The sequence below is a fragment of the Legionella santicrucis genome (assembly GCF_001468135.1).
In the GTDB taxonomy this organism is placed as follows: domain Bacteria; phylum Pseudomonadota; class Gammaproteobacteria; order Legionellales; family Legionellaceae; genus Legionella; species Legionella santicrucis.
The window spans coordinates 9,163-23,536 of sequence record NZ_LNYU01000083.1 but is presented as its reverse complement, the minus strand read 5'-3'; the positions used below and the strand labels follow the sequence as shown (position 1 = coordinate 23,536).

The window sequence follows — 14,374 nt, the reverse complement described above, 5'->3', positions numbered from 1 at the left end:
TTTATCTATAAAACATAATGTCATCCTATACGCTTAGGATGGCGTAAATACTCTAAAAATAATTTCCTCAATAAGATCATAATTGCTAATAAATTTTCCAACCAAACAGCATCTATTTTTAATTATTTTATTGAAATGAAACAAATTGAATAATAAATTTATAATTAGAATACATAAAATTCAGGCTATCATTAGGGTCAGTTGACAATTTGTTCCCCTTGAAGCTCTAAAAAAGGAATTTAATCATGTCTACAGACAACCACTTAAAAACTTATCAGCAAAAAAGAGACTTTCGAAAAACCAAAGAACCCCACGGAGGGTCTACAAAAAAGAAAGAAAAAGATCATATTTTCGTCATTCAAAAACATGATGCCAGTCATTTACATTATGATTTTCGCTTACAAATGGATGATGCATTAGCTTCTTGGGCTATTCCAAAAGGACTTTCAACTGCAGCTAATCAGAAAAGATTAGCTATTAGAACTGAAGATCATCCACTCAATTATGCCAAATTTGAGGGTGTTATTCCTAAAGGAGAATATGGAGCTGGGGTAGTTATGGTATGGGATTTTGGCCATTATGAACCCATTATTGATGATAAAAAAGATAAAAAATCTCTGCAAAAAGCATTAAAAGAGGGTTCTTTAAAATTTCGTCTGTATGGAGAAAAAATAAAAGGGGGTTATGCTATGGCTCGTACCAATTTCAAAAAAAATAAAGAGCAATGGGTTATTTTCAAACTTGACGATGATCAAGCTGATGCGCGGAAAAACCCTGTCAGCTCTGAACCAAACTCAGTATTAACTGGCCGCTCTTTAGATGAAATCGCTCAAGAAGAGAAAAAAAGTGAATAAATTATTGGGTCAATTATCCAATAAAATGAAAGCTCAACTGGATAAAAGAGAACAAAATAAAGAGATATCGCCGATGTTAGCAACACTTACTCACGATTATTTCTCAGATGAACAGTGGATCTATGAGCCAAAACTTGATGGACAACGTTGTCTTTTATATAAAAAAGATAATGAAATCAGCATCATTTCACGAAATCATAAAGAACAAAAAAAATTTTATCCCGAAATCACCAAAACGTTAACTGCCTTTTCGGGCAACTTTATTCTTGATAGTGAATTAGTTGTATTTAAGGACAAAATAACAAGTTTTGAACAATTACAGCATCGGATGCACATCAAAAATCCTAGTCAAGAATTAATGAAGCAATATCCTGTTTATGTTTATGTCTTTGATTTTTTATATTATGATGAGTATGGATTAGAAAAATTACCTCTTCGTAAGCGTAAGGCGTTATTAAAAAATGCTTTTAACTTTAAATCCCCCATTCGTTATCTTCCTCATCGCAATAAAGAAGGTGAAAAATATTTAGAAATGGCATGCCAAAAAGGCTGGGAAGGCCTTATTGCTAAAGATGCAACAGCACCCTATCTATATAACCGTTCTAATCAATGGTTAAAATTTAAGTGCATGAATAAACAGGAATTTATTATTGGAGGTTATACTGATCCTCAGGGTACTCGTACTGGTTTTGGTGCCTTATTAGTCGGTTATTACGAAAACAAACAATTAAAATTTGCTGGCCGAGTCGGAACTGGCTTTAATGAGGATTTCCTTAATTTTTTGCATCATAAAATGAAAAAACAGGAACAAGAATCTTGTCCTTTTAGCCCATATGATGAGCCCCAAAAGAATATCCATTGGTTAAAGCCTAATCTTGTTGGTGAAATCGGTTTTACGGAATGGACGCAACATGGAAAACTAAGACATCCCCGTTTTTTAGGTCTTCGTAAAGACAAAGATGCAAAAGATGTGCGCCGAGAAGATAAATCAAAATAGGTATAAACTATTTGGGAGTGAATCTCTATGAAAATTATTGGTATTGATATCTCGCATGCAGATAAATTACTTTATCCAGATGACAAAATTTCAAAAAGAGAAGTCGTAGAGTATTTTTATAAAATTTCTGATTACCTTCTACCTTTTGTGCAAAAAAGACCTATAACTCTTAAACGATATCCTGATGGAATCAACGAAAAAGGTTTTTATAACAAACATCGTCCTAATTATTTTCCTGATTTCATTAAAGAGTTTACTGTGCCCACCTTACAAGATAATTCTGAAATGAAAATGGCAGGTATTAGTTCTAAAAAAGCTTTAGTCTATCTGGCAGGACAAGATGTTCTTGAATTACATATTTCATTATCAACAATATCTTCAATTGAAAAACCTGATCAAATTATTTTTGACTTTGATCCCCAAGATGATGACTTTGAAAAAGTTCGTGAAGCAGCGTTTACTTTAAAAAAAATATTAGAAGAATATGATCTCACAACTTTTGTCAAAACATCTGGTTCACGTGGTCTTCATGTTCATTTACCACTAAAAACTCACTACAAATTTGATAAGATTAAAACCATATCACGAAAAATAGCAGAAAAATTACATCAAAAATGCCCTAAAATAACTACCTTAGAACAAAGGAAAGATAAACGCGGCAATAAAGTGTTTATTGATTTTTTACGTAATGATTATGCTATGACTGCAATAACACCCTATTCCTTACGTGCGAGGAAAGGAGCGCCTATTGCAACACCACTGGAATGGGACGAATTGAATAATAATTCATTAAATCCTCGCTCTTACCATTTAAAAAATATTTTTCAGCGCTTAGAGAAAAAAGCAAATCCTTGGAAAAATTTTAACAAATATAATCGTAATGTAGACCTATATGATCTGCTCAGATTGCTTTCCTCTTAATCTTTAAAAACTCCTTGAGGATTAAGCATCTTATATATTTCACCAAGGTGCATTTCTTCTTCTTGAATCATTTTTCTTGCAAACTCTTCAACTAACACTGATTTTTTTTCCGCATGTTGTAATAATTGATGGTATAAATTCAAACCCTGTTTTTCATGCTCAAGAGACTCTTCTAAAATATGACTAATATTATGTTCGTGAGTCTCTAATAACTTACCAATTTTAAGTGTTGGATGATGCGCAAAATGAGTGATAAGCTCACCGATCATATGAGCATGATTAAGACACTCTTGAGCTTGATCACGCATCCATTTACAAATAGGGATACGATTAAAACCAAAGATCATAAAGGAGTAATGGGTATAACGCACTACCCCTGCCATTTCAATCTCTAATAAGGTATTTAGAATTTTTATAATAGTATCATCAATTGTATCGCTGTCAGCTCTTCCAGATGCCATATTCATTACCTCCTTTTTACTTATGTTAAAGTATAGAGTAATATTTTTAATTTAATCGCTTGAAACAGAAAAATTTATAACCTTATTCTTAAATATATTGGTCTACTAATGCATGAGAAAATATCATAAAAACAGCTTTATAAAACTACATCAATGTACAGTTATATCTGTTCCGGTATGATACTAACTTTAATAGCCTGGTTTAGATAAAATCAGAAAGACTCTCTATTCAAAGGATTCTCACCACCCTCTGTTTTTGCAGAGGGTTGCTCCATTTAAATGGTATATTGCAAAAATTTAGGCAAGATTTGTTGCTGTTAGCCGCCGTTTTCGCAAGAGCAGTGCTCTTGGATGTTAAAACTTTGGTGAATAGCTACTTTCAACTCTATGATTAATTGGAGTCTTCTCCTCTGCCGCAAAAATTGGGCTTGCAATAAAACTTTGAGTGGCAATAGCTGCTGGTTGCTGTATGGGATTTGTTTCTGACTTATTAATAAGATTGGTACCATCTTTAACGTTTTTTTATTTCTTATGGGTGCACCTAATGCTTTAGAAGGCTCATTCCAAAAAACCAAATTAAATTCCTTCATTGAAACTGGGCCTTGAGCAAGAGTTCCTTCTTTTTTAAGTCTTTGATATGTCCCATAATCTAGAGTAGATTTAAAATCATCTAGTCTAATTTGGTAGCAATAATAATCTAACGCAGTTTTTCCGTATTTATTTTGTATCTTTGAATCTGCACCTTGAGAGATTAAATCACGAATCAATGTCTCATCACGTCTCATACACGCCCAATGCAACGCAGTAAAACCCTCTGAACAGGTTGAATTGATGTTATTACTTTGTTGTATCAGGATAGCAATTTTCTCCTTTTCATTATTGAAAACAGCAGCACAGAGTGGTGCATTCTTAAACCGATCGGGTACAAGCAGTTTATTTATTTCTCTACTTGTTTGCATCATTTCTTGAAATAAAGCTTCATCAAATATTTTACATTTTCTAATAATAGCCTCTAGTTGCTCGGGAAAACAAGTTGCCAATTCGCGCAAAGTTGATTCATTCAAATCTCCCTGCTCTTTGAATAAAACATCTTTCCTTAATATGCTATCCAGTATCTCATTTTTATAGGATGGCAGAGGTTTCACAAATTTCTCTAAGTCTTCTTTTAAAAAACGCCTCAATAATATTTGATTGGCTAAAACTGTTGGCAATATCAAATCTACAGATGCTGAAAGCGTATAAATCATCTCTTCAAGATGGCTTATGCTTTGTAAAGATTCGATTAATAGTGTTTCATTTGTTAAGAGAGTTTCACGTAATAAGTTACGTTGAAAAACTAATTCTGATATTTCAAATAAAGTACGTAAATTTGGTAAACCACCACCTTTAACAAATTTTGACAATATACTTGGGTTTGTATTGATTTTGTCTATAATCTTATCTTTTGCTTCAGGTAATAATTGAACTATCATCTTCACATCAGATGCTTTAATACAAAGGTGCTCCAATAAATCATCATGAGCAAGAAGTAAATTGATAAGATCAACCCGATTTGTATTAAGAGCATATTCCGTTAAAAGATTTAATAACTCTCGCAATTCACTTAAGTTGGTCAAGCGCTCTTTTATAAAATGAATATCAGTTAATTTTTCTGGGGAATTTAATAGAAAGTTCCATTCTTTTTTCATTCTCATAAGTATTCTCGTTACGAATAGATGAAGCACATTATGTCATTTATTAGACGGACTGTGAATTTATTGGCGAATAATATACGAGCACATTTCTTCCCCCAGTTTGAACTCCGTTTTAACATAGCCTAATGCCCAGCAATAATCTAAATTAATGAGTATAATTAATTCATATGAACTGCAACAAGGATGTTTTTATGTATGAAGATCTGAGCACCCCTTATCAAAGATCCAAAAGCATTGCTTCCTTACAACTAGGGGGCATTCTTATTGAAGATAAAGTCTTAAAAAATGCTCCTGTTAATCTTGTACTCAAATCATTTAACCGGCATGGCTTAATTGCTGGGGCCACTGGTAGTGGGAAAACAAAAACGATGCAAGTGCTTTCCGAGCAATTGTCTCTTGCAGGAGTTCCTACCCTGGTGATGGATATTAAAGGAGATATTTCCGGTTTGGCAAAGTCAGGAGTTGCGACTCCAGATATCGAGGCTCGATGCCAATCCCTACAAGTACCATATACTCCACGTGGATACCCCATAGAGTTATTCACTCTAAGTAGTGTTCCAGGAATCCCCTTGCGCGCAACTATTTCTGACTTTGGTGCTCTTTTGTTTTCAAGAATGTTAGGAATTAATGAAACTCAAGCTGGAGTTATCACTATTATTTTTGAATATGCTAAAGACAACTCAATGCCTCTAATTGATCTACAAGATTTTAAAGCCTTATTGCAATACATACAAAGCAAAAAAGGAAATGCAGAAATAGAATCTCAATATGGTAGTGTTGCTACAGCTTCGATAGGTTCTATTATGCGAAAAATAGTCGAATTAGAATCTCAGGGTGGCCAACATTTTTTTGGCGAACCCGCTTTTAAAATTGATGATTTATTACAATATAACGAAAATGGCCAGGGAGTTATCTCCATTGTTCGTTTAATGGACATGCAAGATCGCCCCCAGTTGTTCTCAACATTTATGTTAAAATTACTTACCGATATTTATCGCCAATTACCTGAATTAGGCGATCCTGATAAACCAAAATTAGTTTTATTTATTGACGAAGCACACCTAATTTTCAAAAATGCGAGCAAAGCCTTATTAAATACATTAGAAACCATTGTTAAATTAATTCGCTCCAAAGGTGTGGGCTTGATTTTTTGCACTCAAACACCAAACGATATCCCTGAGGCTGTTTTAGGACAGCTCGGATTAAAAATTCAACACGCACTACGCGCATTTACAGCAAAAGATCGACAAGCAATGAAATTAGTAGCTCAAAACTTCCCCCCATCAACCTATTATGATACAGAAAAAATGCTAACTACTTTAAGCATTGGTGAAGCTCTTTTGAGTGCTCTTGACGCGGAAGGAGAACCAACACCGTTAATTCACTGTATGATTAGGCCACCAGAATCAAGAATGGGTGTATTAACTGACAGTGAAGTGCAACAAACGCTTAACACATCTCATTTGTACCAATGCTATTTTCATCCGCACAATACCTATTCCGCGGCAGAAATGCTTGCTGAAAAAAAGCAAAACACAACAATGGATACACCTCCCCCCTCACATGAGAAAACGGCAACATCAGAGCCATCTCTATTGGTAACAATGAGTAAAAATACATTAGTGAGGCAGCTCGCACGAGATTTTTTTCATTGGCTATTAAAAAACCTCACGAAGCGTGGGCAAAGATGAACATCATAATCAATTTATATCTATAGCATTTTATAGACAAACTAATTATGGGTTATATAAATGTGCTTGTTTTTGATAGTAGTGTAATATAAGTTACACTACTGTAGTTAATGAGCGCCGTACAGAGCATTCTATTAGGAATGATGAGGTTAATTTCTGAGTGTAAAACCTGCATCGACTTCTTCTCTTCTCTGTTCTCGAGTGATTTCTTTGAATCGCGCTTTGAATTCATTTGTAGATGCTATTTGAGGTCCATTTATTTGTTGCTGATCGATAACATCTTGTTTGGTATTAAGATGAAGTAATTCGGACTGAATTTTTTTACTAAATGCACAAAACGATGTGGGTGTGGAAATGAATGCTTTTGATGCCTTTTCAACATCAAATCCATCAGCCTCCATAGTTATTTTTAATTCATCACTGATACCTGATTTGACCACTTTTGTTGCAGTAGTAGAACAATTAAATTTAGTATAATTATAAGCGATCGCGCTCTGTGATAAGCTGGCCATTTCATCAAGAATTTTTTCAGCATCTAGTGCAAAATCTGGTGCATTATGATCATAAGTAGTTGGTATTCTAACGATCGCAGCAGGTCTCTCTCCAACACTAAGATGTCTTTCTTCGAAGTCTATCTTACATAAGTCGATTTGTGCATTGATTCGATTTAGTTCCTTGGGAATCTCATTACATCGAACACTTTCAGCTTCAGTTAAATCAAGAGCTTTATTAGGTTCTCTGTTTTCAACACGAGCCTGGTTTAATTCTTGCATAAAGCTCGTTAATTTATCTGTCAAATGCTTATGCTCAGCTGCCAATGCGACTTTTTCTGCTGTCAACTCCTTATAGGCTGGATCATTTTCAATTTCATGTTTTAGTTGTGTATGTGAAAACTCTTTTGCTTTGGTAATTGTTTTTTCACGTACTAAACTTCCTTTAACATTGGTTTTATTATCTTCAGGTACATTTTCTCCATATAAATATCCTTTTGTATAGGATTTAATTTTATGGCTTGGCTCGTGACGCCATTCCGCTTCTAAATCATCCCGGTGGCTATTAATGTGATGGCCATTACTATTTCCTGGCCACCAACTAAAATAAACAAAATAATTAATCTGTTCCTTAGCCTTGTAACTACCATCCGCTTGTTGTTCTGGAACCATTTCTGTCCGCTTACTTATCGCAAGACCTCGGGTATCCTGGTATTTTTTTGCTAATTCATCTCCCTTTTCATCAGCGGGAAAGGTTAATTCAACAGCAGCATGCCCCACATTCCCACCGAGAAGTGTAGACTTAACTGGTGTTGTAAAACCTAAGCCTTTGTGGCTGCTTTTCCAAGTATAAATTTCAAGGCCCATAATAAAATCTCCTAAAACATTATGATTTAATTATGAACAATATGAATTAAATTAAACTTATAGTGATATGCAATATATGTATCAATTATACGGAAGCTATTTATCCCTCATAATATATTTGAAAACATTGGATAACTTCGTGAATTGGGTATTTCAGCAGTCAATGCAACGTGCCGCCTTTAAAAACAAACCATCAGAAATGGTTTATTACTGTAAAGACAGCATCTACATTTACTATGGATACTTATTTATGCTCAAACGTTACCATAGAATAAGTTTCAGCTGTATAGTAGGGCTCTTGATCCACTTTATATTCTTTGGCTAATTCTGCTGCTGTTTTATGATCAATGCATTGTATTCCTAGCTCTTCGCATAAGGAAACAATCTCGCCTGGCTCAAAAAATGTTTTAAAAGGAGATTTTTTACTGGCAAACTCATCTAAAGTTTTTTCGAGGCATTTTTCTTTGGCGGATGAGTCTAATTGCTGTGTCCCTGTTTGCATAAGGGTATGCATGTAATCGAACGTAATAACCAGGTGGCTAAATTTACTTGATAAATCACGCAAAATTCTTAGCACCTCTTCTTTTTCAAGATAAAATGTATTTCCTTCCCATAGAATTAACGTTGGCTTTGTAAAATCAATATCATTGCTTGTTAATGCAGCAATTAAATCACCTTTCACATAATCGAGAGTAATGTAAGTGGCATTCTTATTAATATATTGTTCCGCATAAATCCGTTCTTTACATTTTAGAATTTGTGGCTGGTCGATTTCAAAAAAACGTACTCCAAATTGTTGCGTATATTTTATTTTACGCGCAGGTAAAGTATCAAAACCACTACCTAAAATAATAACTTGCTTTATTTCTTTGTTTTTCACGACGTCTGATACAGTTTGTCTAAAGAAACGCGTTCTGGTAGCTAATGGCAACCACATTCTTTTATCAAGTCTTTGTTCTGCTTCTTCTTTTACTTGCTCATTAACAAAGTTCTGCATCAGAGGATCTTTAAATAAGTCTTTTTCTCTTGTACCCTGCTTTTGTGTTAATGTGGGCCAATTTTCTTTAGATTTAGCCTCATTCTTCCAATAGTTCGCTAATAACGAGGTCGTAGCAACATTATGATCTTTTAAAATTTTTTCACGCATAACAACAACTCTCTTATTTTAATAATTCATCTACAATCTGCCTTACACCTGAATAATAGGCAGCATGGTCAGCATCTAAATATATAATATTATCGGTAACCGCTCTACTCATACGCAACTGATCACTAAGAAGTAGCGCTTGATCATAGCGACAAACTAAAGAGCGTTTAGGAATAAAAGTATATTTTTCACCAATATGAATTGTTTCTGTAAATGGTCGCATAGGCTGCGCCTGTAACTGCAACATCGCTTTTTGAGCATCTTCTCTCTTACAACAGTTAAAAAAAACATTCACTAAATCTGGTGAAAGTCGAAGACGAATTTCTTGTAATGTTTCATCAATAATTAAAAAAGGGGTCAGGTTATTTGATGCAGATTCTTGAGCTAATGAAAGCAAAGACTTCTTATCTTGTGGAACATAGCCTGCGACAAAAACGAGTTCGCGAATGGCATCGGGAATAATTTCTGCAACTTCTGAAATAACCAACCCTGCCATACTATGACCAACTAGTATCACCTGTTCTTGTTGCTGCTGAATTAATTGAACCACACAGTTCACATAATCAGTAAAACCTATCACACTGCTTATTTGATTTTTTAGGCCATGTCCAGGCAAATCAGGCATAAAAACTTTATGGCCCTTCAAAATAAGCTCTTTTGCAATAGGGTTCCAGCACCAAGAAGCATGCCAAGCACCGTGAATTAAAATAAATGTTTGAGCGTTTTGCATACACTACACTATACGAATTACAAGAATCAATTTAGTTTACCTGAATTTGACATCAATCAGGTTATCAATCGTTTAAAAATTCCAATATTACCCGAGAATCAATCGTATCCGAATTCAATTTCTTTAGCTTGGTATCTAACTAAGACCTGAACAGCCAACTTATTTTTCAGCGCTAATTCAGGACATTAAATAAACTACCACTCTTTAATTATATTTTGATTTTGTTAGACTGTTATAGAAGATAAGAATTATAATTTCATCATTTCAATAGCAAGAATAAGTAATATACACGCTCCAATGATATTGAAAACTGCCGATAATCGTTGTGGAATCTTTTTTGCTATACCCATGCCAATTATAGTCGATGCAAATGCCCAACCACCTATAGAAATTAAGTAAGGCCATAATGGTTTATTAGAAACACCCAAACTCACCCCTACGGCCAGAGCATCTAAACTTGTTGCAATTGCAACGATTAACAATTTGATAAGACCATGAAATTTAACGTTCTGTATCGTATTATTTCTGTTTTTCCATTCAACAAAGCCCTCATAAAGCATATGGATAGAAACAGCGAGCAGTAATAAAAATGCAATCCAATGATCGATAGAGCTAAATTGAGAAATAACTTTTTCGCCAGTTATAGCACCTATAAATGTAGCAATTAATTCTGCACCACCCGATAAAAATGCAAATTTCAATGAGTCTCTTAATGTATGGGGTTTAAGTCCCATTGCGATGGCAGCTGAAAATGAATCCGCACTTAGCACCAGTCCCAATATTATTGGTTCAAAAAAACTCATTTTTAATACCGATAGATGTTTTTCAATTGAAAATATATTCTAAACAATCCTTCATAAAAATTATATTATTTTCAATTAGATTCATTTGCTATGAAGCATCATACGTTATCACATCGCAAGTACTTTGGTTTTTCTCTCCACTCAATCGCTACTCCAATGCTTTGACAACGCTGAAGACAAAGAAAAGTCCACTTCAATACAAAGTTCTGCTCAATTGAAATCATCACCCCCATTGACTAATTGAAAGCTTCTGTCATTTGCTAATTGCTCATGCATAAAATCCATATGGCAGTATTGATTTATCGTATCAGGTACAGAAAGTGACTCAGATTTTTCTCTCACTAAACGTTTTTTAGGCTTAATCTGAAGATTCAGCTTAGATACGATAAACACGCTTATGGTTCCATGAAAATTCCTTTAAATTCCGTAAGTACAAAAAACATAAACCAAATCCCCAGCTACGATGCTTGCATTACGTTAAGTTAAGTTAAGTTAAGTTAAGTTAAGTTAAGTTAAGTTAAGTTAAGTTAAGTTGGCGATTCTCGGCCAACAGATGCCCACTCCAAGCTTTATTAATTGTCTTACTGATATCAATTGGTTGTAATTTTTTGAAGAAGGTTACACCAGTATTGAATTGATTTTTCTGTAAGCTAATAGCTTCTTGATGTTCTTTAGCAAATAAGTCAAGAGCAGATTGCACCGCAGGTGCTTGGCCAAGCTTTGAATGCGAACTTTTACCAATAATTAATGTATAGTTGAGCTCGGGTGACTGTGCCAGTGCATGCAATGTAAACCAGGCTGTTCCAAAACTAGCCCCATGAAAGTCGATGGTAAAATGATTTGGGCTGTTTTTATGAATGGGTAAATGAAATTGAAAATGGCTATTATAGCACTCTTTGGCGGCATCTGTATGATTAGTAAATAAAGCCGCGTCAATAAAGCTGGTAAAGGTAATAGCATCTGCCAAGCGAGAAGATTTAGCCTCATTAAAAATGAAAAGCGTTAAGGGATAGTCTTTTATTTTTTTTAACAACTGATTGCATATGACAACATTAATAGAACCAGGTTCCGCTGAGATTACCAGCTCGAGTATATTTCTAAAATTTGTAGCGAATTTTAATTCTTTACTTAAACGTATGGCTGCACTTTTATTTGGGTATTCGTGTAAGACATTAGAAATTCTTTTTTTAAACTCTTCTTTCAGTTGTTGAATATTTTTTTTCGCGTAAAATTTAGGATAACTTTCTTGCCGCTCACTCGTTCTTTTCATGTTGATTACCTAAACATTAAATTAATCTTTTCTTAAATAAATGATTGGTGATAATTTTATTATCCAGACCTTTCTTTGGATACCGTCAGAAAGTGACAGTACACTGTCAGCTTAACTTAACGTGACACCACCTCGGTTGTATCGCAAAAAAGTACTCTGCCAAGTTAAGATCTGAAATTTTGCATAAGAATGGTCCACTGAGACCTATATTAAAGTAAAAGGCCAATGGAGCTATTTGTATCGACTGTTGATAAAGAGGAAATACCGTTGATTTCATGTTGCCAGAACAACGTGATGATCCTGAAGCCTGGGCATTTTTTGAGAAATGCATATATTGCCATGACAAAAATTTCCAACAAAAATCATCGACAACACAGTACAATTCTATTAATTTTTCTACTTCAGGCCTTTTGTTTTCTGTTCACTGTTTCGCAAAAACACAACAAAAGGTCTGATTTTTTCACTATATTATGCAGTGCAATCCTTAAATAGTTATATCTAATTCACATTATACTAGTAAAATAAAAGACATTTCTGTGAAATGTGACGTCAGTGGCGTCTCAGCACAGAGGTAATCACATAGGGGCTGGGTTATGCCGCACATCTTTGTCACTATTATTTTCTTTAGCAATCAAGAAAAATGAGGGTCTGTTTTGGGGTATTCTTAAAATATCCTGATTTGAAGGCAATACCGCTTGTTCCTTATTTTCACTATTACAATCAGTTTCTGTAGTCAATAATGCTCGAATGATCTTTAGGCTTTCAGCATTCGCCAGATAAAGCACTGTAGTGCCATATTTGTTTTTAACCCGCACTGCTTCTAGACGTTGATTTTCTGGATATAACGCGAGAATGGTCTTTAGGCTTTCTGCGTTGTTAGCAGCCTTATGAAGTACTGTATTGCCATAGTTGTCTTGAATCATCATCGCATCTAAGCGCTGATTTTCTGGTAATAATTCAAGAATAGTCTTTAGGCTTTCAGAATTCCTAGCAGCAGCTTCATGAAGGACTGTATTGCCATATGCGTTTTTAATCATCACCACCTCTAGACGTTGATTTTCTGGATATAATTCGAGAATAGTCTTTAGGCTTTCAGAATTCCTAGCAGCAGCTTCATGAAGTACTGTATTGCCGTCTTCGTTTTTAAACATCACCGCCTCAAGACGTTGATTTTCCGGCAATAACGCTAGAATGGCCTTTAGGCTTTCAGAATGCATAGCAGCAGCACCATGAAGCACTGAATAGCCAAATACCTCTTGAATCATCACCGCCTGTAGACGTTGATTTTCTGGCAATAATTTTAGAATGGTCTTTAGGCTTTCAGGATTATAAACAGCATTATGAAGTACTGTAGCGCCAAATTTGTTTTGAATCATCACCGCTTCTAGACATTGATTTTCTGGATATAATGCGAGAATAGTCTTTAGGATTTCAGGATTATCAGCAGCCAGATGAAGTGCCGTCTCGCCACACTTGTTTTTTTGTGTTATTACCACTTCTTTTTGTGACAAGATTTTTTGTGCAATACCCAAATGGTTATTGTTTAGTGCGGCCAGCAGCGGAGTATCTTCACCCGGATAACTGGCTATATTGACTTGAGCACCGTGTTTCAGGAGCGTATCAAAAATGACCTCATCTCCGTTCTCAGCCGCCCAAAATAAGGGGGTTTTCATGTGGGAATCAAAGGTTTCAAGACAAGCTCCGTGCTCCAGCAGATAGTTCACCATGGCTAAATCCTTGTTTTGCACTGCGATGATAAGTGGTGTATTTTCGTCATTATTTTTGATATCCACTTGCGCCTGCGCTGCAATCAATTTTTTGGCAATATCGCGTCCAACCTCGTTGTTATTTTTCAGGGCATAGATTAAAGCGGTATTACCGTATTTATCTTGGATATTTTCATTAATGCCGCGTGCAATGAGGGTGCAGACACTCTTCTTATCTGCCTTTAAGGTAGCAAGATGCAATGCACTTTGCCCCTCTTTGTTTATCGCATTAATCGCAGCACCTTGTTCCAGAGCGTCAAAAGCGATGATTCCTTGGTCTAATTGGTGCAGATAATACCGGTTAGTCGCTAACAGCGCGTCAAAAGCATCTTTGTGAGTTGCACGCGGCATTAATGAAAATATCCAAGATAAATACGGTAATACCGTCTTAATCCGTACCCTTGAATTGGAAGCGTACTCCCCCAATAACTGCAGTAACTCATCGTTCTTGGTATAGAGGACAAACACAATGGCTTGTTGCAAGGCTTCGTTATTGTGCAGTGCTTCTTGGGTGCTGAATAATTCTTGAAAAAAGCGTTTCGTCTCTTCTGCAATCTTGGCTTGCAATTGAGAAGAGACCACCTTGCCGTAGAAAAGGTAAGGCATGGTCGCACTGGCAAGCGGAAGTTGCGATTTAGAATCGCAGTACCCTTTATAATCCTGGAAGTGCTCTTTGAGCGCG

12 protein-coding genes and 2 pseudogenes are annotated in these 14,374 nt (G+C 35.3%); 5 read left to right on the top strand and 9 right to left on the bottom strand.

Translation table 11 applies throughout. The features are described from left to right. The first annotated feature begins 245 nt into the window (after positions 1-245). The 3 genes from Lsan_RS15085 to ligD (Lsan_RS15075) are packed head-to-tail and all read left to right on the top strand — an operon-like array spanning position 246 to position 2,772. On the top strand, positions 246-854 hold the full coding sequence (locus Lsan_RS15085) for a DNA polymerase ligase N-terminal domain-containing protein (RefSeq protein ID WP_058514966.1): 609 nt from the start codon (positions 246-248) through the stop codon (positions 852-854). After that, a complete protein-coding gene (ligD, locus tag Lsan_RS15080; RefSeq protein WP_202814637.1) occupies positions 847-1,851 on the top strand; it encodes a non-homologous end-joining DNA ligase in 1,005 nt (334 codons plus the stop codon). The genes Lsan_RS15085 and ligD (Lsan_RS15080) overlap by 8 nt, the downstream gene beginning before the upstream one ends. A gap of 27 nt (positions 1,852-1,878) precedes the next feature. Further along, a complete protein-coding gene (ligD, locus tag Lsan_RS15075; protein ID WP_058514965.1) occupies positions 1,879-2,772 on the top strand; it encodes a non-homologous end-joining DNA ligase in 894 nt (297 codons plus the stop codon). Here the strand turns inward: ligD (Lsan_RS15075) and Lsan_RS15070 are convergent. Further along, positions 2,769-3,233, bottom strand: coding sequence for a ferritin-like domain-containing protein (locus tag Lsan_RS15070; protein ID WP_058514964.1), 465 nt, complete (start codon positions 3,231-3,233; stop codon positions 2,769-2,771). The two genes, ligD (Lsan_RS15075) and Lsan_RS15070, sit on opposite strands and share 4 nt — an antisense overlap. 317 nt (positions 3,234-3,550) lie before the next feature. Continuing rightward, positions 3,551-4,927 carry an ankyrin repeat domain-containing protein gene (locus Lsan_RS15065; RefSeq protein WP_083505164.1) on the bottom strand — a complete coding sequence of 459 codons (1,377 nt, stop codon included), beginning with the start codon at positions 4,925-4,927 and terminating at the stop codon, positions 3,551-3,553. A 191-nt stretch (positions 4,928-5,118) separates the two neighbouring features. Between Lsan_RS15065 and Lsan_RS15060 the strand changes: the two genes are divergently transcribed. Continuing rightward, positions 5,119-6,618, top strand: coding sequence for a helicase HerA-like domain-containing protein (locus Lsan_RS15060; RefSeq protein ID WP_058514962.1), 1,500 nt, complete (start codon positions 5,119-5,121; stop codon positions 6,616-6,618). Between the two features lie 149 nt (positions 6,619-6,767). On the opposite strand, the gene Lsan_RS15055 is transcribed toward Lsan_RS15060, so the two are convergent. The 6 genes and pseudogenes from Lsan_RS15055 to Lsan_RS15030 form a co-directional block, all read right to left on the bottom strand. After that, on the bottom strand, positions 6,768-7,976 hold the full coding sequence (locus Lsan_RS15055; protein ID WP_058514961.1) for a hypothetical protein: 1,209 nt from the start codon (positions 7,974-7,976) through the stop codon (positions 6,768-6,770). Positions 7,977-8,220: 244 nt separating this feature from the next. Next, entirely contained in the window at positions 8,221-9,123 is a 903-nt protein-coding gene (locus Lsan_RS15050; RefSeq protein WP_058514960.1) for a class I SAM-dependent methyltransferase, read from the bottom strand. A 13-nt stretch (positions 9,124-9,136) separates the two neighbouring features. Further along, the gene (locus Lsan_RS15045) at positions 9,137-9,853 is read right to left on the bottom strand and encodes an alpha/beta hydrolase (protein WP_058514959.1); all 717 of its coding nucleotides are present in this window, start codon (positions 9,851-9,853) and stop codon (positions 9,137-9,139) included. 248 nt (positions 9,854-10,101) lie between these two features. Continuing rightward, complete coding sequence (locus Lsan_RS15040) at positions 10,102-10,656, bottom strand: manganese efflux pump MntP (protein WP_058514958.1); 555 nt, start codon at positions 10,654-10,656, stop codon at positions 10,102-10,104. Positions 10,657-10,760: 104 nt separating this feature from the next. Then, positions 10,761-11,119 (bottom strand): annotated as a pseudogene (locus Lsan_RS23120) (IS3 family transposase); the annotation flags it as partial. 54 nt (positions 11,120-11,173) lie between these two features. Then, positions 11,174-11,926, bottom strand: a complete 753-nt coding sequence (locus Lsan_RS15030) for a hypothetical protein (protein ID WP_058514956.1) — start codon at positions 11,924-11,926, stop codon at positions 11,174-11,176. 199 nt (positions 11,927-12,125) lie between these two features. Between Lsan_RS15030 and Lsan_RS23115 the strand changes: the two are divergent. Then, positions 12,126-12,258: pseudogene (locus Lsan_RS23115) on the top strand (DDE-type integrase/transposase/recombinase); the annotation flags it as partial. 243 nt (positions 12,259-12,501) lie between these two features. Here Lsan_RS23115 and Lsan_RS22700 read toward each other — a convergent pair. Then, a partial coding sequence (locus Lsan_RS22700) for an ankyrin repeat domain-containing protein (RefSeq protein WP_193392732.1) occupies positions 12,502-14,374 on the bottom strand: 1,873 nt, incomplete at its 5' end.

Coding starts and splice junctions, on each gene's coding strand:
- Lsan_RS15085 (WP_058514966.1), top strand. CDS start 246: ATGTCTACAGACAACCACTTAAAAACTTATCAGCAAAAAAGAGACTTT.
- ligD (WP_058514965.1), top strand. CDS start 1,879: ATGAAAATTATTGGTATTGATATCTCGCATGCAGATAAATTACTTTAT.
- Lsan_RS15070 (WP_058514964.1), bottom strand. CDS start 3,233: ATGGCATCTGGAAGAGCTGACAGCGATACAATTGATGATACTATTATA.
- Lsan_RS15065 (WP_083505164.1), bottom strand. CDS start 4,927: ATGAGAATGAAAAAAGAATGGAACTTTCTATTAAATTCCCCAGAAAAA.
- Lsan_RS15060 (WP_058514962.1), top strand. CDS start 5,119: ATGTATGAAGATCTGAGCACCCCTTATCAAAGATCCAAAAGCATTGCT.
- Lsan_RS15055 (WP_058514961.1), bottom strand. CDS start 7,976: ATGGGCCTTGAAATTTATACTTGGAAAAGCAGCCACAAAGGCTTAGGT.
- Lsan_RS15050 (WP_058514960.1), bottom strand. CDS start 9,123: ATGCGTGAAAAAATTTTAAAAGATCATAATGTTGCTACGACCTCGTTA.
- Lsan_RS15045 (WP_058514959.1), bottom strand. CDS start 9,853: ATGCAAAACGCTCAAACATTTATTTTAATTCACGGTGCTTGGCATGCT.
- Lsan_RS15040 (WP_058514958.1), bottom strand. CDS start 10,656: ATGAGTTTTTTTGAACCAATAATATTGGGACTGGTGCTAAGTGCGGAT.
- Lsan_RS15030 (WP_058514956.1), bottom strand. CDS start 11,926: ATGAAAAGAACGAGTGAGCGGCAAGAAAGTTATCCTAAATTTTACGCG.